25 protein-coding genes are annotated in these 22,003 nt (G+C 64.1%); 13 read left to right on the top strand and 12 right to left on the bottom strand.

Going from position 1 to position 22,003, the window contains the following annotated elements; all coding sequences use genetic code 11:
- Positions 1–99 precede the first annotated feature (99 nt).
- The 5 genes from ACTJKL_RS20720 (at position 100) to ACTJKL_RS20700 (ending at position 3,965) form a co-directional block, all read left to right on the top strand.
- Positions 100–1,305, top strand: coding sequence for an ROK family protein (locus ACTJKL_RS20720; RefSeq protein WP_338284019.1), 1,206 nt, complete (start codon positions 100–102; stop codon positions 1,303–1,305).
- A gap of 42 nt (positions 1,306–1,347) precedes the next feature.
- A complete protein-coding gene (locus tag ACTJKL_RS20715) occupies positions 1,348–2,448 on the top strand; it encodes a Gfo/Idh/MocA family protein (RefSeq protein WP_440853682.1) in 1,101 nt (366 codons plus the stop codon).
- A gap of 22 nt (positions 2,449–2,470) precedes the next feature.
- A complete protein-coding gene (locus tag ACTJKL_RS20710) occupies positions 2,471–3,112 on the top strand; it encodes a ThuA domain-containing protein (RefSeq protein ID WP_018097300.1) in 642 nt (213 codons plus the stop codon).
- A gap of 210 nt (positions 3,113–3,322) precedes the next feature.
- Positions 3,323–3,586 carry a type II toxin-antitoxin system prevent-host-death family antitoxin gene (locus ACTJKL_RS20705; protein WP_324762460.1) on the top strand — a complete coding sequence of 88 codons (264 nt, stop codon included), beginning with the start codon at positions 3,323–3,325 and terminating at the stop codon, positions 3,584–3,586.
- Positions 3,570–3,965 (top strand): hypothetical protein, encoded by a 396-nt coding sequence (locus tag ACTJKL_RS20700; RefSeq protein WP_018097302.1) that lies wholly within the window; start codon positions 3,570–3,572, stop codon positions 3,963–3,965. The genes ACTJKL_RS20705 and ACTJKL_RS20700 overlap by 17 nt, the downstream gene beginning before the upstream one ends.
- A gap of 170 nt (positions 3,966–4,135) precedes the next feature.
- On the opposite strand, the gene msrA is transcribed toward ACTJKL_RS20700, so the two are convergent.
- The 5 genes from msrA to sdhC form a co-directional block, all read right to left on the bottom strand.
- Positions 4,136–4,732 carry a peptide-methionine (S)-S-oxide reductase MsrA gene (msrA, locus tag ACTJKL_RS20695; protein ID WP_411932342.1) on the bottom strand — a complete coding sequence of 199 codons (597 nt, stop codon included), beginning with the start codon at positions 4,730–4,732 and terminating at the stop codon, positions 4,136–4,138.
- Between the two features lie 150 nt (positions 4,733–4,882).
- Positions 4,883–5,662: a succinate dehydrogenase iron-sulfur subunit gene (locus tag ACTJKL_RS20690; RefSeq protein ID WP_440853681.1), complete on the bottom strand. Its 780-nt coding sequence runs from the start codon at positions 5,660–5,662 to the stop codon at positions 4,883–4,885.
- Between the two features lie 18 nt (positions 5,663–5,680).
- Positions 5,681–7,522, bottom strand: coding sequence for a succinate dehydrogenase flavoprotein subunit (gene sdhA / locus ACTJKL_RS20685; RefSeq protein ID WP_275597210.1), 1,842 nt, complete (start codon positions 7,520–7,522; stop codon positions 5,681–5,683).
- Positions 7,523–7,529: 7 nt separating this feature from the next.
- Positions 7,530–7,910 carry a succinate dehydrogenase, hydrophobic membrane anchor protein gene (gene sdhD / locus ACTJKL_RS20680; protein ID WP_100672783.1) on the bottom strand — a complete coding sequence of 127 codons (381 nt, stop codon included), beginning with the start codon at positions 7,908–7,910 and terminating at the stop codon, positions 7,530–7,532.
- Between the two features lie 11 nt (positions 7,911–7,921).
- Positions 7,922–8,314, bottom strand: a complete 393-nt coding sequence (gene sdhC, locus ACTJKL_RS20675) for a succinate dehydrogenase, cytochrome b556 subunit (protein WP_018097306.1) — start codon at positions 8,312–8,314, stop codon at positions 7,922–7,924.
- Positions 8,315–8,619: 305 nt separating this feature from the next.
- Between sdhC and ACTJKL_RS20670 the strand changes: the two genes are divergently transcribed.
- On the top strand, positions 8,620–9,243 hold the full coding sequence (locus tag ACTJKL_RS20670; RefSeq protein WP_440853680.1) for a hypothetical protein: 624 nt from the start codon (positions 8,620–8,622) through the stop codon (positions 9,241–9,243).
- A gap of 16 nt (positions 9,244–9,259) precedes the next feature.
- On the opposite strand, the gene ACTJKL_RS20665 is transcribed toward ACTJKL_RS20670, so the two are convergent.
- Genes ACTJKL_RS20665 through tsaD form a run of 5 tightly spaced genes read right to left on the bottom strand, consistent with a single transcriptional unit; the run spans position 9,260 to position 12,797 of the window.
- On the bottom strand, positions 9,260–9,928 hold the full coding sequence (locus tag ACTJKL_RS20665; RefSeq protein WP_440853679.1) for a class I SAM-dependent methyltransferase: 669 nt from the start codon (positions 9,926–9,928) through the stop codon (positions 9,260–9,262).
- Positions 9,929–9,941: 13 nt separating this feature from the next.
- A complete protein-coding gene (locus ACTJKL_RS20660) occupies positions 9,942–10,373 on the bottom strand; it encodes an EVE domain-containing protein (protein ID WP_100672780.1) in 432 nt (143 codons plus the stop codon).
- Between the two features lie 6 nt (positions 10,374–10,379).
- Positions 10,380–10,673 (bottom strand): YciI-like protein, encoded by a 294-nt coding sequence (locus tag ACTJKL_RS20655; protein WP_100672779.1) that lies wholly within the window; start codon positions 10,671–10,673, stop codon positions 10,380–10,382.
- Positions 10,674–10,690: 17 nt separating this feature from the next.
- Complete coding sequence (locus tag ACTJKL_RS20650; RefSeq protein ID WP_440853678.1) at positions 10,691–11,689, bottom strand: NAD(P)H-dependent glycerol-3-phosphate dehydrogenase; 999 nt, start codon at positions 11,687–11,689, stop codon at positions 10,691–10,693.
- Between the two features lie 10 nt (positions 11,690–11,699).
- Complete coding sequence (gene tsaD / locus ACTJKL_RS20645) at positions 11,700–12,797, bottom strand: tRNA (adenosine(37)-N6)-threonylcarbamoyltransferase complex transferase subunit TsaD (RefSeq protein ID WP_379938544.1); 1,098 nt, start codon at positions 12,795–12,797, stop codon at positions 11,700–11,702.
- A gap of 171 nt (positions 12,798–12,968) precedes the next feature.
- Between tsaD and hemC the strand changes: the two genes are divergently transcribed.
- From hemC to ACTJKL_RS20615, 6 genes are all read left to right on the top strand, one after another.
- On the top strand, positions 12,969–13,898 hold the full coding sequence (hemC, locus tag ACTJKL_RS20640; RefSeq protein WP_275597207.1) for a hydroxymethylbilane synthase: 930 nt from the start codon (positions 12,969–12,971) through the stop codon (positions 13,896–13,898).
- Positions 13,899–13,902: 4 nt separating this feature from the next.
- Positions 13,903–14,610 (top strand): uroporphyrinogen-III synthase, encoded by a 708-nt coding sequence (locus tag ACTJKL_RS20635; protein ID WP_379938542.1) that lies wholly within the window; start codon positions 13,903–13,905, stop codon positions 14,608–14,610.
- 216 nt (positions 14,611–14,826) lie between these two features.
- Positions 14,827–16,128 (top strand): COG4223 family protein, encoded by a 1,302-nt coding sequence (locus ACTJKL_RS20630; RefSeq protein ID WP_440853677.1) that lies wholly within the window; start codon positions 14,827–14,829, stop codon positions 16,126–16,128.
- An 18-nt stretch (positions 16,129–16,146) separates the two neighbouring features.
- Positions 16,147–17,799 carry a heme biosynthesis protein HemY gene (locus ACTJKL_RS20625; protein ID WP_440853676.1) on the top strand — a complete coding sequence of 551 codons (1,653 nt, stop codon included), beginning with the start codon at positions 16,147–16,149 and terminating at the stop codon, positions 17,797–17,799.
- A gap of 35 nt (positions 17,800–17,834) precedes the next feature.
- On the top strand, positions 17,835–18,314 hold the full coding sequence (locus ACTJKL_RS20620; RefSeq protein WP_018097317.1) for a tellurite resistance TerB family protein: 480 nt from the start codon (positions 17,835–17,837) through the stop codon (positions 18,312–18,314).
- A gap of 2 nt (positions 18,315–18,316) precedes the next feature.
- A complete protein-coding gene (locus ACTJKL_RS20615) occupies positions 18,317–19,090 on the top strand; it encodes a glutamine amidotransferase (protein WP_100672772.1) in 774 nt (257 codons plus the stop codon).
- Positions 19,091–19,100: 10 nt separating this feature from the next.
- Here the strand turns inward: ACTJKL_RS20615 and ACTJKL_RS20610 are convergent, their stop codons facing one another.
- The gene (locus ACTJKL_RS20610; protein ID WP_275597204.1) at positions 19,101–20,348 is read right to left on the bottom strand and encodes an MFS transporter; all 1,248 of its coding nucleotides are present in this window, start codon (positions 20,346–20,348) and stop codon (positions 19,101–19,103) included.
- A gap of 232 nt (positions 20,349–20,580) precedes the next feature.
- Here ACTJKL_RS20610 and ACTJKL_RS20605 point away from each other — a divergent pair, with 232 nt between their 5' ends.
- Positions 20,581–20,874: a YggT family protein gene (locus tag ACTJKL_RS20605; RefSeq protein WP_003531184.1), complete on the top strand. Its 294-nt coding sequence runs from the start codon at positions 20,581–20,583 to the stop codon at positions 20,872–20,874.
- 536 nt (positions 20,875–21,410) lie between these two features.
- Here the strand turns inward: ACTJKL_RS20605 and ppa are convergent.
- The gene (gene ppa, locus ACTJKL_RS20600) at positions 21,411–21,944 is read right to left on the bottom strand and encodes an inorganic diphosphatase (RefSeq protein ID WP_003531185.1); all 534 of its coding nucleotides are present in this window, start codon (positions 21,942–21,944) and stop codon (positions 21,411–21,413) included.
- Between the last annotated feature and the right edge of the window lie 59 nt (positions 21,945–22,003).

Below are 22,003 nucleotides of genomic sequence, written 5' to 3'. Positions count from 1 at the left end.
GACAGGAGGCGCTAATTGCCCGTTATTTAATTCGTATTCCTGCTAAATAATCTGACCCGCCCAGCCAGCCAATCCAGCATGCGAGCATACTGAAGACCGATGAAGACCGCCGATCCCGAACTGATGCGCGCGATAAATCGCTTCAACGTGCTCGATACGATACGCCGGCACGGCCCCATTTCACGTGTCGAGATCAGCGAACGCACCGAACTGTCCACGACCACCGTTTCCGCGATCACCGCGTCGCTGCTTGACGATGGCCTCATCCTGACCCGGCACGAGGGCGATATCCGCAACGCTGCCGCAAGGGGCCGCCCGCGCGTCATGCTGGAGCTCGACCCGGAGGCCGCTCGCGTCGTCGGTGCCAAGATCGCCGCCAATCGTATGGTTTTCGCCGTCACCAACTTTCGCGGCGAGGTACTCTCCGACCTGACATTGCCGATCCGGGTCGACCGCCAGCCGATCGCCGTCATCGCCGATCTGATCGAGGACGGCGTGCGCCGCTGCGTGGTCGACGCCGACCTTTCGCTCGACGACATCGATTCGATCTGCATCGGCCTGCCGGGCGTGGTCGAACACCGCACCGGTCACGTCCGCTCCAGCCCGATCTTCCGGGAAACGGACGTCGATTTCGCAAGCGAAATGACGAGCAGGCTCAACGTCCCGACGATCGTCGAGAGCGACGCGCACGCCATCACGCTTGCCCATCACTGGTTCGGGCGCGCCCGCGACCTCGACGACATGGTTCTCGTTTCGCTGGAACAGACCCTCGGGCTCGGCGTGCTGCATGGCGGCCAGCTTTTCCGAGGCGCCGGGGGCCTGAGCCACAATCTCGGCGATCTGGTGCTCGGCGTCGGCGGGAGCCGTACCGTCCGCCTTTCGACGCTCGCCGGGGAGAACGCGATTCTCGGCGAACACCCGATGGACGGGCGATTCGCCGAGGCGGTGCGCCTCGGACGGGGCATGACGCATGCGCAGATGCTGATCGCCGCCGACGACGAAGCGCTGACCACGGCCGCCTCGCGGGCCGGAGAAGCGGTCGGGCTCGCCGTCGCCAACATCGTTACGCTGTTCGGACCGCCGCGCGTCGTCATCGTCGGCTCGAGCCTGTCGCTCGGCACCGTTTTCGTGGAGAGCATCCGCCGGTCCTTTCAGAACGCGATCCCGCCCTCGATCTCGACGGTGGCCGAACTCGTCTTCGACGAATCGGCCGACGAGACCTGGGCTCAGGGGGCGGCGGTTGTGGCGCTCTGCGAACTCTACGAGTCCCCCTGGGGGACGACCGGACCGGCGCCGGCGCTTTGATGCGCTGCGCCGAACTTATGTATCCATTTCGGGAGGAGAGTGATGGAAAAACTCGGTATCGGCATCATCGGCTGCGGCAACATCTCGTCGGCCTATCTGAAGGCGATGGCAGCCTTTCCGATCCTCGACATCCGCGGCATCGCCGACCTGAACCGCAACCTTGCCGAAGAGCGCGCGGCGGAGTTCAAGGTCGAGGCGCGCGGCGTCGCCGATCTCCTCGCGGACCCGTCGATCGAGCTCATCGTCAACCTGACCGTGCCGAAGGCGCACGTCGCCGTCGCCATGCAGGTCCTCGAGGCCGGCAAGCACACCTATTCCGAAAAGCCGCTCGCCACCGACTTCGCTGACGGACGCAAGCTGGTGGCGCTGGCTCGCGAGAAAGGCCTGCGGATCGGCGCCGCCCCGGACACCTTTCTCGGCGGCTCGCATCAGACGGCACGCGCAATCGTCGATTCCGGCGTGCTCGGCACGCCCGTCGGCGGCACCGCCACCTTCATGTGCCCGGGTCACGAGCGCTGGCATCCCAATCCGGACTTCTATTACGACGTCGGCGGCGGACCGATGCTCGATATGGGTCCCTACTACATCACCGACCTCGTCAACCTCCTCGGCCCCGTCGCCAAGGTTGCCGGATTTGCCACGGCGGCACGGAAGGAGCGGACCATCACCAGCGAGGCGCGCAACGGCGAACGCATCCCCGTCCGCGTGCCGACCCATGTCGCCGGCATCATGGCCTTCGAGAATGGAGCCGTCGTGCAGATCGGCATGAGCTTCGATGTGGCGGGCCACAGGCATGTGCCTCTCGAGCTCTATGGAACCGAGGGCACGCTGATCGTCCCGGATCCGAACCATTTCGGCGGCCAGATCGAGCTACTGAAAAAGGGCGGCGCCTTCGAGCAGACCGCGACGAGCGAGCCCTATGCCGACGGCAATTACCGCTCGATCGGGGTGGCCGACATGGCACATGCGATCCGCTCGGGCCGGCCGCACCGGGCAAACGGAGACCTCGCCTTGCACGTGCTGGAGGTCATGGAAGCGTTCCACAAGGCGGCCGATACCGGTTCCACCGTCAGCATCAGCACGAAGGCCGAGCGGCCGGCCCCTCTGTCGCAATCGCTCGTCGACGGCCGCATCGGCCGCTAGTCTAATTTGAGGAGGAATGAGAATGCGCGAGGCACTGATCGTCTGGGGCGGCTGGAGCGGGCACGAGCCGCAGGAATGCGCCCATATCATCCGCGACATGCTGCAGGAGGACGGGTTCAAGGTCTATCTGGAACACACGACCGAAGCCTTCGCCGATCCGTCGATCCACGACCTGTCACTGATCGTTCCGATCATGACGATGTCGAAGATCGAGAAGGAAGAGGTAAAGAATCTCGCCGCGGCCGTCGAAGGCGGCGTCGGTATCGCCGGCTATCACGGCGGCGCGGGCGATGCCTTCCGCGAGAGCGTCGAATACCAGTTCATCATCGGCGGCCAGTGGGTGGCCCACCCGGGCAACATCATCGACTATCGCGTGAACATTACGCGCCCCGACGATCCGCTGATGGAGGGCATCTCCGATTTTCCCTATACCTCGGAGCAATATTACATGCATGTCGATCCGTCCAACGAGGTGCTGGCAACGACCACCTTCTCCGGCGAGCATGCCTCCTGGATCGAAGGCGTGACGATGCCGGTGGTCTGGAAGCGCAAGCATGGGAAGGGCCGGGTCTTCTACTCCTCGCTCGGGCATGTGGCCAAGGAATTCGAGGTGCCCGAGATGCGCACGATCTTCCGCCGCGGCGCGAATTGGGCTGCGCGCTGACGGGGGATACGGCGGATCGACCGGGGTCCGCCGCGCTCGTCGATGGCGCTCCCTCGAGGTCTACGATGCAGCCCGGAGAAGCCTGCAGTGGCGGAGGACATCGAGCCGCAGTTTGACGCGCTCACCCAAGTCGGGCCACGGGGCAACTCAGCGCTGGACGTAGCCGCATAATTTACGTATTTTACGTATATTGGGAACGGAGCGACGCAGATGAAGCAATTCACTTTCAGCGAAATGAATCGCGCGTCCGGCGAGATCCTCGAGGCAGCGTTGATCGAGCCCGTGGCACTTACCAAGCGCGGGAAGGAAAAGCTCGTCATCCTGTCCGCTGCTCAGTATCAGAAATTGGTTGGCCGACCTCACGCGGCCGCCTACACGCTCGAGAATGCGCCGGACGATATTCATGATGAACTCATCGCCGGCCTCGATGCGATCATTGCCAGCGATGATGACGACGATGTTCAAGGCCGGTGACGTCCTTCGCTGCTACTATCTTTGGGCGAGGCAAGCCGGCGACGGTGAGGAATCGGGCCGCAAGGAGCGGCCGGTTTGCCTTTTGGTGAAGACACCGACGGAGCCGGTGAAGCTGTTTTTGTTCCCGATCACCTCACGGAGTCCGGATCCGTCGATCGTCCACATTGCCGTCAGCGAAATCGAATGCCGCCGTGGCGGGCTCCGTTTCCCGTCCTGGCTGATCCTGGACGAGTACAACCTGCTCCGTCTCGACGAAGCCTATGATCTCGCGTCGACAACGCCGATCGGCACCTTCAGCCCGGCTTTCGTTCGCAAGGTGGCCACCCTGATCAAGCAAGCGGCGGCACAACGCCGTCTGCGTGTTGTCATCCGAAAGTAGAAAGGATGCCTTCCGGACAGCGAAGGAGCGCGCCTTGAGCATTGACGCGGGCTGCCCGCAAATGGGCTTGAAGAGAGGCCAGGCGCGAAAGCAAACCGGCCAGTTGCATTCCGAGATCCTATACAACATTTCTTATGCAGGATGCCGACGGGCGGATGAGGGGCAATCGATCAATGATCGACGCCTGCATAGGCGCGATCGCCCCAGAGCTTCTCGACCGTTCGGTTCCTGCCGCAGCCGTTGCGATAGTACCAGTAGCGGATCGGGTTCCGCTTGCCGAAGTCCTGATGGTAGTCTTCCGCCGGCCAGAATTTCGCTGCGCCTTCGACGGGCGTGACGATCGGCCGGCCGAGCTCCGCCTCGGCCTTGATCTTTTCCGCCTTCGCGTCCATCGCCTGCCGCTCGTTCAGCGCATAGATCGCGGTCGTATAGGCGAAGCCCCGGTCGCAGAACTGGCCACCGTCATCCGTCGGGTCCGTCGTACGGAACAGGACGCCGACGAGCGCCGCATAGGAGACCCGGTCCGGGTCGAACTTCACGCGCACCACCTCGCGGTGTCCACCTCTCGAATAATCTTCATAGGTGGGGTTCGCGCTCTTGCCGCCGGCATAGCCGGAGATCGTTTCGAGCACGCCGGGCACGGCGTCGAAGTCGCTCTCGACGCACCAGAAGCAGCCGCCGGCGAAGATAGCATATTGCGGCTCTGCCGCCCGCGCAGGTAGCAGCAGGAAACAAGTGACGAGAAAACCGAGCAGCAGGCGAAGCATCGGCGACCCTCCATCCTCGGCTATTACCTAACTGCCTCGCGGCGCGTTTCAAATCACTTAGCAACACGTCGATGTGACGGACGTGAAAGCAAAACGGCGAGCCGGGGCCCGCCATTGAAATGCTGCTGAGAACACCTGCAGGACGGAAGGTCAGAACCGCCGCTCGACCAGCATCTTCTTGATCTCCCCGATCGCCTTGGCGGGGTTCAACCCCTTCGGACAGGCCTGGGCGCAGTTCATGATCGTGTGGCAGCGATAGAGCCGGAACGGATCTTCGAGATTGTCGAGACGCTCGCCGGTCGCCTCGTCTCTGGAGTCGATCAGCCAGCGATAGGCCTGCAGGAGGACGGCGGGGCCGAGATAGCGGTCACCGTTCCACCAATAGCTCGGACAGGAGGTCGAGCAGCAGGCGCAGAGAATGCACTCATAGAGGCCGTCGAGCTTCAGGCGATCTTCGTGGCTCTGCCGCCATTCCTTGGCCGGCCTCGGCGAAACCGTTTTCAGCCAGGGCTCGATCGAACGGTGCTGGGCATAGAAATTGGTGAGGTCGGGCACGAGGTCCTTGACGACGGGCATGTGCGGCAGCGGATACACCTTCACGGCGCCCTTCACCTCATCCATGCCCTTGGTGCAGGCGAGCGTATTGGTGCCGTCGATATTCATCGCACAGGAGCCGCAGATGCCTTCGCGGCAGGAGCGCCGCAGCGTCAGCGTCGGATCGATGTTGTTCTTGATGTAGAGCAGACCGTCCAGAACCATCGGGCCGCAATCGTCGATATCGATGTAATAGGTATCGATCCGCGGGTTTTTGCCGTCGTCCGGATTCCAGCGATAGACCCGGTATTCGCGCAGGTTCGCCGCACCGACCGGTTTCGGCCACACCTTGCCTTCGGTGATCTGCGAGTTCTTGGGGAGAGCGAGTTCAACCATGTGCCTTAGTCCTCGAGATCAGTAGACGCGCGCCTTCGGCTCGATCTTGTGGGGATCGATGCCTTCGGCGATCAGCTCGGTGTGCACCGGACGAAAATCGAGCCGGACATCGCCCGCTTCGTTGACCCAGGCAAGCGTGTGCTTGCGCCAGTTGACGTCGTCGCGACCGGCGAGCGGGCCATCCTTGTAGTCCTCGCGCGCATGCGCGCCGCGGCTTTCCTTGCGCGCCTCGGCGCCGTAGACCGTGGTGATGGCATTAGCCATCAGGTTTTCGAGCTCCAGCGTCTCGACGAGATCCGAGTTCCAGATCATCGAGCGGTCGGTGACCCTGACGTCCGGCAGTTCCTTCCAGATCGCCGACAGGCGACGGCAGCCGGATTCGAGCGACTCCTGCGTACGGAACACGGCCGCGTCTTCCTGCATGGCGCGCTGCATCTTGTCACGCAGCACTGCCGTGGGCGTGGTGCCGTTGGCGTGCCGCAGCCGGTCGAAACGCTCCATGATGCGGTCGCAGGAGGCCGTGTCGACGTCCGGCACCGCCTCGTTGCGGTCGATGATCTGGCCGGCGCGGATCGCCGCCGCGCGGCCGAAGACGACAAGGTCGATCAGCGAGTTCGAGCCGAGCCGGTTGGCGCCGTGCACCGAGGCGCAGCCGGCTTCGCCGACGGCCATCAGTCCGGGCGCGATTCGCTCCGGGTTCTGGCCGTCCGCGTTCAGCACTTCGCCCCAGTAATTGGTCGGCACGCCGCCCATATTGTAGTGAACGGTCGGCAGCACCGGGATCGGCTCGCGCGTGACGTCGACGCCGGCGAAGATCTTCGCCGATTCCGAAATGCCCGGCAGGCGTTCGTGCAGCACTGCGGGATCGAGATGGTCGAGATGCAGGAAGATATGGTCCTTGTTCTTGCCGACGCCTCGGCCCTCGCGGATTTCCATCGTCATGCAGCGGGAAACGACGTCGCGCGAGGCAAGGTCCTTGGCAGAAGGCGCGTAGCGCTCCATGAAGCGCTCGCCCTCGGAATTGACCAGATAGCCGCCCTCGCCGCGGGCGCCTTCGGTGATGAGGCAGCCTGCGCCGTAAATGCCGGTCGGATGGAACTGCACGAATTCCATATCCTGCAGCGGCAGACCGGCGCGCGCAATCATGCCGCCGCCGTCGCCGGTGCAGGTATGCGCCGAGGTCGCGGAGAAATAGGCGCGGCCGTAGCCGCCGGTCGCCAGCACCACCATCTTGGCGGCGAACCGGTGGATCGTGCCGTCGTCGAGGTTCCAGGCGACCACGCCGGTGCAGCGGCCGTCAGCCGACATGATCAGGTCGATGGCGAAATATTCGATGAAGAATTCGGCATTGTTCCGGAGCGATTGGCCGTAAAGCGTATGCAGGATCGCGTGGCCGGTACGGTCGGCGGCGGCGCAGGTGCGCTGCACCGGCGGCCCTTCGCCGTAGTTCTGCATGTGGCCGCCGAAGGGGCGCTGATAGATCTTGCCTTCTTCGTTGCGCGAGAACGGAACGCCATAGTGCTCGAGTTCGTAGACCGCCTTCGGCGCTTCCATTGCGAGATACTGCATGGCGTCGACATCGCCGAGCCAGTCGGAGCCCTTGACGGTGTCATAAAGATGCCACTGCCAGCAGTCGGGCGTCATGTTCTGCAGCGAAGCGGCGATGCCGCCCTGTGCCGCGACCGTATGCGAACGCGTCGGGAAGACCTTGGTTATGCAGGCCGTCCTCAGGCCCTGCTCGGCCATGCCGAGCGTCGCGCGCAGGCCCGCCCCGCCGGCGCCGACGACGACGACGTCGAAGGAATGGTCGACATATTGATATGCCTTGCCGTTTGCAGCGGGTGAACTGATCGATGCCATGACGAAATTACCCTGCAAAAGCGATCTTCAGGACGGCGAAAAGACAGAGCCCGCCGACCGCGATCGTGAAGAATGTGTTGAGCATGAGAAGCGCAATCTTGGCGCCCTCCGCATGGACGTAGTCCTCGATGATGACCTGCATGCCGATCTTCATGTGAACGAGGCCGGCGACGACCATCAGACCCATGGCAACCGCCACGAAGGGGTTCGCAAGGGCCGCGATCAGTTCCGCATGCGGTGCGCCCGCATAATGGGCGAGAAAGACGACGAAGAAGATCGTGAGAGGAATGCTGGCGACGGCCGTGAGGCGCTGCCGCCAGAAGTGATCCGTGCCTTCCTTTGCCGAACCGAGACCCCGGACCTTGCCGAGAGGTGTGCGCATATTCATGTCGAAGTCCCTTAACGAGCGAGGTAGCCGACGACCCAGATGACGAGCGTCAGCGTCGCCGATGCGACGATCATGGCCTTCGCCATTCTCGTCGCGAAGTGCTTCTCATAGCCGTAGCCGAGATCCCAGCCGAGGTGGCGGATGCCGCCCAGCAGATGGTGCACAAGGGCCCAGGTATAGCCGAAGAGGACGACCTTGCCGATGAACGTGCCGAACAGCCAGTTCACCCAGTCGTAGTAGGCAGCGCCCGAAGCAGCGGCGATCAGCCACCACGCCACCAGGACGGTGCCGAAATAGAGCGCGCCGCCGGTGATGCGGTGCATGATCGACATGATCATGGTGGGGATCGGCTTGTAGATTTGAAGATGCGGCGAGAGCGGCCGGCTTCTTGTGACATTCGTCATCGGAACCTCGCGGGATGACCGGATATGCGTCCAAAACTGGACTCTTTTCGTCCGGTATCGCACCCGATTGTGCGCAATTCAGTCACCCGGACCTTTAATCACCATAGGGCTTCACGACAAGTGTGTTTGCAGTGCAAAATCAATTTAATCGATTTGACGGAAAACGGCATTTTCCCGCCTCGGAGAGACATCCGGCCTTTTAACGATATGCACGAAAAAACCCAGCTGAATCCGTGACATTTCCCGTCGGTTGCCGCAGGATGCACTTTAACGGTTTGTTAATGATGATCCGGAGGCAGCGAGACATGAACCCCTCGCAAATGGTCCGCGCGGCCAAAGCTCTAGTCGTGGCCTTCGCACTTGCGATGCCCGCCGGTTTGCCGGCACGGGCCACCGAAAGCGACGGTTTCGGCAATGTGGAGACCCGAACCCGCCATGTCCGGATCAAGCATCGCACGCCCCATCACACCTGGCGCAAGGCGCGCCACCGGTCAGTAACGACCGTCGGCGGTTTCGCATCTGCCGATTCCAGGGGCCTGCCCGATGTTCAGACCCGCACCCGGCATATCCGGCCGAGATATCCCTGGCCGGGATATTCCCGTAATCATTACGCTCACCGCGGACGGGATCGTGGTCCTGTGATCGTCATCAATGGCGGCGGATACGCGTCCGGCGGTTACGGCAGCTATGGGAGTTACGACTTCCCGACACCCATTCCGGACATCGGCACCTATGCCGGCGGCCTTTCGGCGTTCCGCGATGAAGGAAACGGCATCTATTTCAGCCGGGACGGCGGCTACGCCTATCTTGCCGGCGAAACCGCACCAGCCAGCCCATCTTCGAAACGTGCGAAGATCATCATCGTCTCGCCGCAGGTAAACGCCAGCGCTTGCTCCTGGGAGCACGGCGTCTGCGTCGTCCGGCCGTAGAGGACGGACGTTCCCCTCAATCGTCGCCGGCGACGACAGCCGGACCGAACCGCCAGACCGTCGTGCGCTTCACCTCGCTGTCTTCGAGCGCCCGGGTCACCGGCACCTCATAGGTCGCAAGGTCAGTCATCCGCCCGCGCGGACAATAGGCCCGGCCCGGATCGCCGACGAGAACGACGGCACCGGCACGTTCGAGCGCGTCGAACCAGGGCAGAAGCAGATCGGCGAAGCTCTTGTCGTAGAAGACGTCTCCGGCGAGGTAGACGTCGGCCGCCCGATCCGAGCCGACGATATCGTCTCCGGTGAAGGCGAGCGATACGCCGTTGAGCCCGGCATTCAGCCGCGCGGCCGTTTCGGACCATGGGTCGATGTCGGCGGCGGTGACCTCATCGGCGCCGGCCAACTTCGCCGCAATGGCGACGAGGCCGGAACCGGAGGCGAAATCGATGACGCGGCGGCCGCGCACCGTTTCAGGATGATCGAGGACATAGCGGGCAAGCCCCTGCCCTCCAGCCCAGGCGAAGGCCCAGAAGGGCGGCGGCAGACCGATCCGTTCCAGCTCTTCCTCGGTCTTCAGCCACAATTCATGCGCCTCGCCCGCAAGATGCAGGCGGATTTCCGGCACGTGCGGCGGCGCGAGAATGTCTGTGTTGGCGCGGATGAAGCTTTCGGGATCGGTCTTCACAACATTCGGGTCGCTATCGGGGCGGATTGTCCAGCCCGCCCATGCGGCAGACCTCGATCCACTCGTCATCCGTCACCGGCTGCACCGAAAGACGCATCGACGTGACGAGCGACATCTTGGCGAGCTTCGGATTTTCCTTGATTTCCTTGAGTGAAACCGGCCGCGGCATGTCCCTGACGGCGCGGATGTCGACGCAGTCCCAGCGGGCGTCGCCCTCTGCCGTCGAGTCCGGATGCGACAGCGCGCAGACCTCGGTGATGCCGACGATCTCGAGCCCCTCGTTGGAGTGATAGAAGAAACCCTTGTCGCCGATCTTCATCGCCCGCATGTTGTTGCGCGCCAGGTAGTTGCGCACGCCGGTCCATTCGGTGCCCTTCTCTCCGGCATCCTTCTGCATCTGCCAGGACCATTTCGCCGGTTCGGATTTGTAGAGCCAGAACGCCATCGCCCCTCAAGCCTCCGGATTGTTGAAGACCCAGTTGTAGGCCTTGATCTCGACATTGGCGAAGAGACCCGCCTTCGCATAGGGATCGGCCTCGGCAAGCGCCCTGGCCTCTTCGAGCGTGTCGGCCTTGACGATCACGAGGCTCCCCGTCGGCTTGCCGTCGGCGCCGAGGAAAGGCCCTGCGATCTTCAGGATGCCCCGGGCATTGAGGTCGTTGAGATAGGCGACATGGTCAGGTCGGGTGTCGACCCTGAGTTGCAGCGCGCCGGGCTTGTCGGTGCAGAGCAGTGCGAAGAGCATGGATCCTCCTGAAGACATCATTCGTGGGTGATCGGTCTGGACATCAGTTGCTCGAGAGCCGAGCGGACATCCAGCTTTCCGTCGACGATGGCTGCGACGGCCTCGGTGACCGGCATCTCGATGCCGAGTCCGCCCGCCACGCGGGCGGCGACGGATGCGGCAAAAGCGCCCTCCACCAATTCGCTGCCGGCGGCAGCCCGGCCGTCTTTACCGAGGGCTATGCCGAAGCGCAGGTTGCGCGACTGGTGGCTCGTCGCGGTCAGCACGAGGTCACCCAATCCCGAAAGGCCGCGCACAGTGTCCGCCTCGCCACCCCTCGCGACGATGAAGCGCGACATTTCCGCAAGCCCGCGCGAGATCAGCGCAGCTCGGGCCGAATCGCCGAGGCCGGCGCCTTCGACGATGCCGCAGGCGATCGCCAGCACGTTCTTGAGCGCCCCGCCAAGCTGAACGCCGGTGCGGTCCGCCGAGGGATAAAGCCGGAACGTCCGCCCGGAAAGCGCCTCCGCAAGCTCCGTCGCGATCGCGGTATCGGGGGCGGCGATCACCATGGCGGTTGGCAGGCCGCGAGCGATATCGGCGGCAAAGCCCGGGCCGGAAAGCACCCCGACGCGGCGGCCCGGCAACTCCTCTTCGAGAACGTCGGTGAGGAGTCGGCCGGTCGATTGCTCCATGCCCTTGGCGCAGGTGACGACGATCGCCCTGGCGCCGATCGCGGCACCGTAGCACCGCGCCGCGTCCCGATGCGCTTGCGAAGGCATCGCAAAAAGCACGATGTCGGCGTCTTCGAGCGCGGTCGCCCGCGAAGAATAGACAAGGCGCGGGGGAAGCGGAATTCCCGGGAGAACCGCGTCATTCCGCCCGGTACGGCGACATTGCGCGGCCGCCTCCTCCCGCCGGGCAAGCAGAGTGACATTCGCCTTGTCCTTCGCTGCCGCGACGGCCGAAAGCGCCGTTCCAAAGGCGCCCGCCCCGACGACCACGATTTTTTGCGCGCTCTTCGATTTGCCGCTCATCTTCCGTCCATCATGCCTTGGCGCCGCGTCTGCCGGAGCCGATCAATGCCTTGGCTTCGGAATCGAGCGGCCAGCGCGAACGCGGAGCCGCATCGAGCCCGTCCGCCGGCAGGCCCGCCGCGAGGCGCTCCGCACCGGCCCAGGCGATCATCGCGGCATTGTCGGTGCAAAGCGAGAGCGGCGGCGCGATGAAGCGGAAGCCGTGCTCGTCGCAAAGCGACTGCAATGTCCGGCGCAATGTCTGGTTCGCGGCAACCCCGCCGGCCACGACGAGAGCCGGTTGGTCGACGGAAGCGAAGTCAGCCCTGAACCGCTTCAAGCCGCGCCCGACCCTGTCCCTGAGCGTGCGGGAAATGGCGCGCTGGAAAGAGGCACAGACGTCGGCGATATCCTGATCCGTCACCGGCTCCAGCGACTGTGCGGCCTGGCGGACGGCGGTCTTGAGGCCCGAAAAAGAAAAGTCGAGCCTGGCGTCACCCACGAGCGGCCGGGGAAAATCGAAGCGCTCCGCATTGCCGGCCTGCGCCGCCCGCTCGACGGCCGGCCCGCCCGGATAGGGAAGACCGAGCAGCTTTGCGGTCTTGTCGAAGGCCTCGCCGAGCGCATCGTCGATCGTCGTGCCCCAGCGTTCGTATTCGCCGACGCCCTTGACGAGGATCAACTGTGTATGGCCGCCCGAGACGAGCAGCATCAGATAGGGAAATGAAAGGCCGTCGGTCAGCCGCGCCGTCAGCGCATGACCTTCGAGGTGATTGACCGCAAAGAGCGGCTTGCCGGTCGCCCGCGCGATCGCCTTGCCGGTCATCAGCCCGACGATGAGCCCGCCGATCAGGCCGGGACCACTTGTCGCAGCGACCGCGTCGATGTCACGGAGCGTCACGCCGGCGCGCAGGAGCGCTTCCTCGATCAGCGTGTCGAGCGCCTCGACATGGGCGCGTGCCGCGATCTCGGGAACGACGCCGCCATAGGCGCTGTGCTCTTCCAGCTGGCTCAGCACCACGTCGCCGAGAATCCGGCCGTGGCCCTCTTCGTCACGCAGCACGACCGAAGCGGCGGTTTCGTCGCAGCTTGTCTCAATGCCGAGGATGCGCAAAGGCGGGGACGTCACGTGCTATACTCAAAGATTGCGGTCGCAGTGAAAGGTGGTTACACGAAACTCAAACAGCGCCGTGCGCCTTCAGACGCACAAGGGACGCTGTAACGCTTTGAACTGCTGCATGGTTTTGTCCTGAACCGGTTCCGATCCAAGGAAGCATGCAGTAACAACGGATGGCGAAGGATGCAAACGAAACCTTTCCGCATCGGCACGCGCGGCAGCCCGCTGGCGATGGCCCAGACGCATGAAACGCGCGCCCGGCTCGCCGCCGCCCATGGTCTGCCACCGGAAATGTTCGAGATCGTCATTCTTTCCACGAAGGGCGACCGGATCACCGACAGGTCGCTTGCGGAGATCGGCGGCAAGGGCCTGTTCACCGAAGAGCTCGAGGAGCAGCTTCTGTCGGGAGACCTCGACTTCGCCGTACATTCGTCCAAGGACATGCCGACGAAGCTGCCGGACGGGCTGTTCCTTTCGGCTTTCCTGCCGCGCGAGGACATCCGTGACGCCTTTGTCGGCCGCTCGGCCGAAAGGCTCGCCGATCTCCCGCAAGGCGCCACCGTCGGCTCGTCTTCGCTGCGCCGTCAGGCGCTGATCCGGCGGCTTCGGCCCGATATCGACGTGATCACCTATCGCGGACAGGTCGAGACACGCCTGCGCAAACTTGCCGAAGGTCAGGTCGACGGCACGCTTCTGGCCTTCGCCGGCCTGAAGCGTCTCGGCATGGAGCATGTGCCGACGGAGCTGCTTGACCCGGAAGAATTTCCGCCGGCGCCGGCTCAGGGCGCGATCTGCGTCGAAGCCCGCATCGGCGACGGCCGTATCAACACGCTGCTTGCGGCAATCGACGACCCCCGCACACACGAGGCGGTCTCCTGCGAGCGCGGCTTCCTGGCGACACTCGACGGCTCCTGCCGTACGCCGATCGCCGGCTACGCGCAATCGGACGGGACACATATCCGCTTTGCCGGCATGATCCTGACGCCCGACGGCACCACCTTCCACCAGATCGAAATCGACGGCAAAGCGGCAGACGCGGAAAGGCTCGGGCAGGAGGCCGGCGAGCGGATCCGCGCCAAGGCGGGGCCGGGTTTCTTCTCGACCTGGAGCTGATCCGATGCGCGTGCTCGTGACCCGGCCACGCCCGGCCGCCGAAAGGACGGCGGCAAGGCTCAGCGCCATGGGTCATGAAGCGGTCATCCTGCCGCTCATGCAGGCGCAGCATCTCGCCGGCGCGGTTCGGGCAGCATTGAGCGAGCCCCACCAGGCGATCGCCGTCACCAGTGGGGAGGCGGTCCGCGTCCTCGGCGCGCTCGGTCCGGCGCTTGAGCCACACCTTGCAACACCGCTCTTTGCAGTCGGCGAAGCGACGGCGCGCGCCGCGGGCGATCTCGGATTTACCGACATCCGCATCGGACCGGGAACCGGCGAGGGACTCGCCGAGACGGTCGCCGCCCTTCTCCCCCCAGGCGAAATGCTGGTCTATCTCGCCGGTTCACCGCGGACCGAGGGTTTCGAACGGGCATTGCACCAACGGCGAATCGAGCACAGGACCGCCGAATGCTACCGGATGGCGCCGGTCCACTATCCTGCGGAGACGCTGCCGGGGCTCCTCCGCGCGGGCCCCTTCGATGCGGTAATGCTCTATTCCCGCGAGAGCGCGCGGCGCCTGGATGCAGCATTGCGGGAGAGCGGCCTTGAACCCGCGGACCTCGCCTCGCGCTTTCTCTGCCTGAGCTGGCCGATAAGAGAGACCCTGCCGGACGGTCTTGTCTGCGGGGTCGCGGCAGCGCCGGACGAGGAAAATCTCTTGCGGCTTCTTTGAGGCCAAATCAGCAAAGTCGGCGCCGGTTTTCCGCCTGCCTTATGCACATCGCTCGGGTCATCTGGGCCATTTCCGTCAAAAAGCATGGTCTGGGGCTTTCCCTCGTCATCCTCGCTGACTAGGTTTGCGTTTAGAACGGAGGAAGGTGCGGAGCGTTCCTGCTGCAGATCCGCTCAGGCCCGACCGACAGGCAATGAAACGGTAAAAGAGGTGACCATGGCATCGGAAAAGCCGCCGCGCCGCTCGAAACCCGGGAAAGAACCGCTGACGATCGATCTCGAGGCGGAGAAGACCGAACCTGCAGCGGGCGAGGCAGCGGCCGGGCCGGATGTGGCACCGGGCAAGCCGGCGGATATTTCGACAAGCGAGGCGGCGGAAGCCGGCGAAGTGAGGACCGGCGAGGTCGAAAGCAACGAAGCCGGCATCGGCGAACCTCCTTTGCCGACGGGCGATCCGCAAGAGGAAACAGAGACGGAGGAGGCACGCGCCGACGCGGCTGCGGCCGCCTTCGACGCGGAGCTTCCGCACGCGGCCAACGGCGAACTGCCCGAGGCAAAGAGGAGACAGGCCACAGGCGCAGGTGCGCTTGCAGCCGGCATCCTCGGCGGTCTCATAGCGCTCGCCGGTGCCGGCGTGCTGCAATATGCCGGCTACGTTCCGGCGCCCGGACCGGAGCAGCCGGGTACCGAGCAGAACCTTGCGAGCGAGATCGAAGCGATCAAGGCCGAGCTTCAGGCGCAGGCTCCGGCCGCGACAGTGGACGTCGCCCCTCTGGAAAACCGCCTCGCCGCTCTGGAACAGGCGGCCCGGGAGCCCGGCGCAGCTGCGGCGGACGCTCCCGAAATCAAGGCGCTCGAAGCGGAGGTCGCCAATCTGACGAATGAAATGGCCGACCTGAAGACCGAGCTTGCCGAGGCTCGCCAGGCAGCGGACGCCGCCAGGGCGGAACTTGCCGGCCGTATCGACCAGGCGGAGCAGAAGCTCAACGAGCCTGCGAACGATATCGAGATGGCGAAAGCCGTTGCCGTCACCGCGCTGAAGACGGCGATCGATCGCGGCGGGCCGTTCCTCGCCGAACTCGACGCATTGCGAAGCATCGCCCCCGAGGATCCCGTCGTCAAAGAACTGGCCGATGTCGCCGCGACGGGGGTCCCCACACGGACGGAATTGAGGGAAAGTTTCCGGCCGGCGGCGGACGCGATGCTGGACGCGCTGCATCGGCCCGATCCCGATCAGGGCATTTTCGATCGCCTCGTCTCCAGCGCCATGTCGGGCATTCGCGTGCGACCGGTCGGCAGCGTCGAAGGCGACACGCCGGAAGCGGTGATCGCCCGCATCGAAGACAAGCTCGACAACGGCGATCTCAAGGGCGCATCGCTCGAATGGGACAGCCTTCCCGAAGCCGCGAAATCCGCTGGCCAGGGGTTCAAGGAGAAGCTCGACCGGCGGCTTGGCGTCGAAACGGTGATCGATGCCGCCGTCGCCGGCACCATGACGCGCACGGGCAAGCAAGGTTAGCGGGAGAAAGAAGACCATATGATCCGGATACTGTTCTTCGTACTCCTCGTCCTTTGCCTGGCTCTCGGCTTTGCCTGGCTCGCGGATCGTCCGGGGGAATTGTCGCTGATCTGGCAGGGCCAGCTCATCGAGATGAGCCTGATGCGCGCCGCCTCGATCCTGATCTCGCTCTTCGCTGCCGTTCTGATCGTCGTCTGGCTGCTTCGCACGATCTGGCTGTCGCCGCACACCGTCACGCGTTACTTTCGCGCCCGCAAGCGCGACCGGGGCTATCAGGCATTGTCGACCGGCCTGATCGCGGCCGGCGCCGGCGACGCCAATCTCGCCCGCAAGATGGCCGCACGCACGCGGAACCTCATCAGCTCGGATCAGGAGCCGCTCATCCATCTGCTCGAAGCGCAGACCGCGCTGATCGAAGGCAAATACGACGACGCACGCAAGAAATTCGAGGCGATGGCGGACGACCCGGAGACGCGCGAACTCGGCCTGCGCGGGCTCTATCTGGAAGCCAAGCGGCTCGGCGCCAACGAGGCCGCGCGCCAATACGCCGAGCGTGCCTCCGAGAAGGCGCCGCACTTGCCGTGGGCGACCCTGGCAACGCTCGACCATCGCAGCCAGGCGCGCCAGTGGGATGAGGCGATCCGTCTGCTCGATCAGAGCCGCGCCGCCCATGTGCTCGAAAGGAAGGAAGCGGACCGGAAAAAGGCCGTTCTTCTGACGGCGCGGGCAATGGAAAGATTGGATGCAGACCCGAAATCCGCGCGGGACGACGCGCAGGCGGCGCTGAAGCTGGACGACCGCCTCGTGCCGGCGGCCCTCGTTGCCGCCAAGGCGCTCTTTCGCGAGGACAATCTGCGCAAGGGTGCTTCGATCCTCGAGAGGATGTGGAAATCGGATCCGCATCCGGACATTGCGCGCCTCTATGTGCGGGCGCGCGGCGGCGATTCCACCCTGGACCGTCTGAAGCGGGCGAAGAAGCTCGAATCGCTCCGCAGCAACAATGCCGTCGCACTGGCGACCGTCGCCGAGGCGGCGCTCGATGCGCGCGAGCTCGCTCTTGCCCGGTCAAAGGCAGAGGCCGCCGCCCGGCTCGAGCCGAGGGAGAGCATTTTTCTGCTGCTCGCGGATATCGAGGAGGCCGACACCGGCGACGAGGGCCGTATCCGGCACTGGATGGCGCAGGCACTGAAGAGCCCACGTGATCCGGCCTGGACCGCCGACGGCGTCACCTCGCCCGTCTGGCTGCCGGTCTCGCCGGTCAGCGGCAGACTCGACGCTTTCGAGTGGAAGGCTCCGCCGTCGCAGATCGCGGCGGCAACGGAGGACGGGCATCTGAACCCCGACCAGGCAATTCGCAGCCTCCCGCCAGTCGCGACGGTGCTCCGCCCCGCCGAGGAACCGGCTTCTGAACGGACGGTCGAGGCTGCCCCGCCAGCGGAGCGCGAGCAAACTGACAGAGAACGGGCCGAAGGAGAGCGGGACGAGAAAGAACGGGTCGAGCCGGAGAAGGCGATCACCGTTCCCGACCGGAAGGAACCGGCCGCATCGCCCGCAAAGGACAAGGATGCGGAGGAGGCGCCGGATCCCTTTTTCGGCCGCCCCCCGGACGATCCGGGCGTGCGCGAACCGGCGGCGGCGGAACGGACCACCGCCAACTTCCGTCTTTTCTGAACCCCGACATATCCACAGGCTGCAGGCGATAGTGCATGTTTGAACGTTTTCGCGCATTTCTGGAAGGAATGACGGGCTCGGCGCGGATTGAAGTGGGAGACCCCCGCGTGGCGGTGATCGGCCTCTGCTTTCAGGTCATGGAAGCGGACGGCGCGGTCCGCAGCTCCGAGCGCCGCAAGATGCGCAAGCTCATCAAGGAGCATTACAAGCTTGACGATGCCGCTCTCAACGCCCTGGTCGCGGCCGGCGAGAGCGCCGAGAGCGAAGCGATCGATTTCTACCAGTTCACGTCGGATATAAAGCGGCACCTGCCCGAGGAGCAACGCATCGAGCTCGTCGGCATGCTGTGGGAAATCGTTTACGCGGACGGTGCGCGCAGCGAGATGGAAGATCACGTGATCTGGCGGATTGCCGACCTCCTCGGCGTTTCCGGGCGTGACCGGGTCTTGAAACGCCAGGAAGCAGCCGCCAAGATCGACATGGTGGAGGAAAACGAGGCGCAACAGGAAAGCTGACGATGCCGCCAGAGGTCCCAGACACCCAAAGAGACGCCAAGAGACCCATCCTCATCGTGCTTCACCAGGAGCGCTCGAGCGCCGGCCGTGTCGGCCACATTCTCGAGCGGAAGGGCTTTTCGCTCGACATCCGCCGCCCCGCGCTCGGCGACGAGCTGCCGCCCACGCTGGAAGCGCATTCGGGGACGATCATCTTCGGCGGACCGATGAGCGCCAATGACGAGGAGGAGTTCGTACGGCGCGAAATCGACTGGCTGTCCGTGCCGCTTCTGGAAAACAAGCCCTATCTCGGAATCTGCCTCGGGGCGCAGATGCTGGCCCGAAATCTCGGCGGCAAGGTCGCAGCCCATCACGAAGGCATCACCGAGATCGGCTGGTATCCCTTGAGAGCCACGCAGGCCGGCAAGGCCCTGATGGACTGGCCGGCGATGGTCTATCACTTCCACCGCGAAGGCTTCGACCTGCCGAAGGGCGCCGAATTGCTGGCAACCGGCGATACCTACCCCAACCAGGCCTTCCGCTACGGCGAAAATGCCTGGGGCATCCAGTTCCACGGCGAGCTGACGCGGGCGATGATGCATCGCTGGGTGGTGCACGGCGCCCATCGCTTCGAGCTCCCCGGTGCCCAGCTGGGCAAAGCGCATCTGGAGGGCCGCATGCTGCACGACCATCCCTTGCGGACATGGATGGAGAATTTTCTGGAGCTGATTTTTATGGAGGGCGGGGCTGTGAGAGGGCGCGATCGCGGCGTGCAGCAGCAATTGCCCGCTTCCTGAGCCCTCCCAATCACCCCCTCCGCTGCGCCTCCGGCACATCCAGCGTGTCGATCCGGCGCAATTGCGGAAAGCCGAGTGCCCACAGCAGCGACACGAAAAGCGTGCCTGCGCCGCCGAAGACGACCGCGAAGACCGCGCCGAAGCCGGACGCCATCATGCCGGCGCGGAACTCGCCGAGTTCGTTGGAAGCACCGACGAACACCATGTTGACGGCGTTCACGCGGCCGCGCAGCTCATCCGGGGTCCAGAGCGTAATCAGGATCTCGCGCACATAGACCGAGATCATGTCGGAAGCGCCCATGACGACGAGTGCGGCGATCGATATCCAGGGCGTCGCCGAAAGGCCGAAAACGACCGTCGCGAGGCCGAAAAGGGCGACGCCGACGAACATATAGAGACCGGCCCGATTGCGGATCGGGTGGGCGGCCAGCCACACCGCCATGCCGACCGCACCGACACCGGGTGCGGCCCGCAGGAGGCCGAGGCCCCACGGCCCGAGCGTCAGGATGTCCCGCGCGAAGACCGGCATGAGCGCGACGGCGCCGCCGAGCAGCACGGCGAACAGATCGAGCGAGATCGCCCCCAGCACGATCTTCTCGGCCTTGATGTAGCGGAAACCCGCGGTGATCGTCTGCCAGCTTGCGGCCGACGGCGGCGAGCGCCTCGCGGGCTTCGGCACGGCGAAGACCATCAGGGCGCCGGCGGCGAAGAAGCCGAGGCTGACCGCATAGGGCACGGTCGGGCCGAATCCGTAGAGGAGCCCACCAGCCACCGGGCCGACGATCATCGCCGTCTGCCAGGAGGTCGAGTTCCAGGCGATTGCATTGGGCAGGTCTTCCGCAGGCACCAGATTGGGCGCCAGCGATTGGGAAGCGGGCCCCAGAAAAGCCCGCTCTATGCCGAAGACGACAAGGATCGCGTAAACCGGCCAGGGTGAAAACAGCCCCGTCACCGTCAAAAGCAGAAGTGCTGCGCCGCAGAGCGTGCTGACCAGCATGCAGATGCCCATGATCGCCCGGCGATTGTAGCGATCCGCCACGCTGCCCGTCACGAGAATGAGGGCGAGGGAGGGCAGAAACTGGAAAAGGCCGATGAGACCGAGCGAGAAAGGATCCCGCGTGAGATCGTAGATCTGCCAGCCGACGGCCACGGACATGATCTGGACGGCGAAATAGGCGAGCAGGCGGGAGAAGAAATAACGCCGGTAGCCGACATGCCTGAAGGCGGCGAAGCGGTGCGCGGCATGGACGGCCGACATTCTGAAATGCTCCTGCTGCAGGCTCCTGATATCGTCGCCGATCGACCAGCGGGAGCGTGCGGAAATTGAATCCTGCAGCGATCCTTGCGCATCGGAAAACCGCTGAGCACTGCAGGGAAGGGAAGAAAGGCGCGCTCCGTGCCATTGACATGATCGCGCGAGACGGGCCGGCGTACTTGCTCGTTTAGTTCCTAATGTCTACATGTCTGTCAACAACGAATTGGAGACTGGCATGCTTGCTGTCATCGGCACCTTGAATTTCATCATCAACATTGCGTGGTTTCTGATCATCGCCTCGGCCATCTTCTCCTGGCTCTATGCGTTCAACGTGATCAACGTGAACAATCAGGCGATCAACATGATCGGCCGCTCGCTCTACCAGTTGACCGAACCGCTCTACCGGCCGATCCGGCGCGTCCTGCCCGACATGGGCGGCGTCGACCTTTCGCCGCTCGTCGTGCTGGTGATCCTCTATTTCATCCAGCTCTTCCTGAACACCACCATCGCTCCTGCGCTGCTGCGCTAAGGCCTGTTGCGGTTGTCGGCACGCATGGCGATGCGCTTGAATTCGTCGAGTACCGACCGTGCGCCACTGCATGTTTCCTTTGATCGTAGCCGATGAAAGGACAAAAACATGCAGCAGCTTAAGGTGCTGCAGCGACCTTTGCGCGTCTCATAAGACGCGCGGCGCTGTAGGAGGCGTATCGGAGGACTGCATTCTCTCCTCTTTGCGTCATTCCTGTGCTCGTCACAGGGATGAGAGCAGCGCAGCGTCCGCAGCGCGGGAAGCGTTCTTTCAGCCCAAGGACTTGGTCTGGCTGGATTTCCTGTGACAAGCACAGGAATGAGGAGATCAAACAAGCGGCGGCGACGGGCCCGGATCTCAACACGCCCCAGAGCAGGGATGAGGAAAAGCGTGTGCGGTTTCGCCCCCCTCCCGCGCGTCGACCTATTCGAGAGGTTTGCGGCGACCCGACCTAAGATCGTCCTGATCCAAGCGCAAAAAACCTCCGGATCGAGGTCGAGCCGGAGGTTTTCAGTCTCGGTAAAACAGCGAAACGATTATTTCTTCGTCTTGGCGCGCTCGACCGCTTCCCGGATCAGCTGCTTGGCCATGCTGGCATCCTTCCAGCCGAAGATCTTCACCCACTTGCCGGGCTCCAGATCCTTGTAGTGCTCGAAGAAATGCTCGATCTGCTTGAGGGTGATTTCCGGCAGGTCGGTGTAATCGTGCACCTTGTCGTAGCGCTTGGTCAGATGGGCGGAGGGAACCGCGATGATCTTTTCGTCCTGGCCGGAATTGTCTTCCATCATCATCACGCCGATCGGGCGGACATTGATGACGCAGCCCGGAACCAGCGGACGGGTATTGCAGATCAGCACGTCGATCGGATCGCCGTCGTCGGAAAGCGTGTGCGGCACGAAGCCGTAATTGCCCGGATAGGTCATCGGCGTGTAGAGGAAGCGATCGACCACCAGCGTGCCGGCCTCCTTGTCCATTTCGTATTTGATCGGATGTCCGCCGACCGGGACTTCCACGATTACATTGACATCTTCCGGTGGATTCTTTCCGATGGAAATCGCGTCGATCCGCATGAGCACCTCCAGGGGTCGTTTGAAAAGTCGTCCCGTCGGATAAAGGGAAACATGCCGCG

It is taken from the genome of Sinorhizobium sp. 22678 (assembly GCF_052044265.1).
In the GTDB taxonomy this organism is placed as follows: Bacteria; Pseudomonadota; Alphaproteobacteria; order Rhizobiales; family Rhizobiaceae; genus Sinorhizobium; species Sinorhizobium meliloti_A.
The sequence above is the reverse complement of the archived record's forward strand: the minus strand, read 5'-3'. Positions and strand labels throughout refer to the sequence as shown.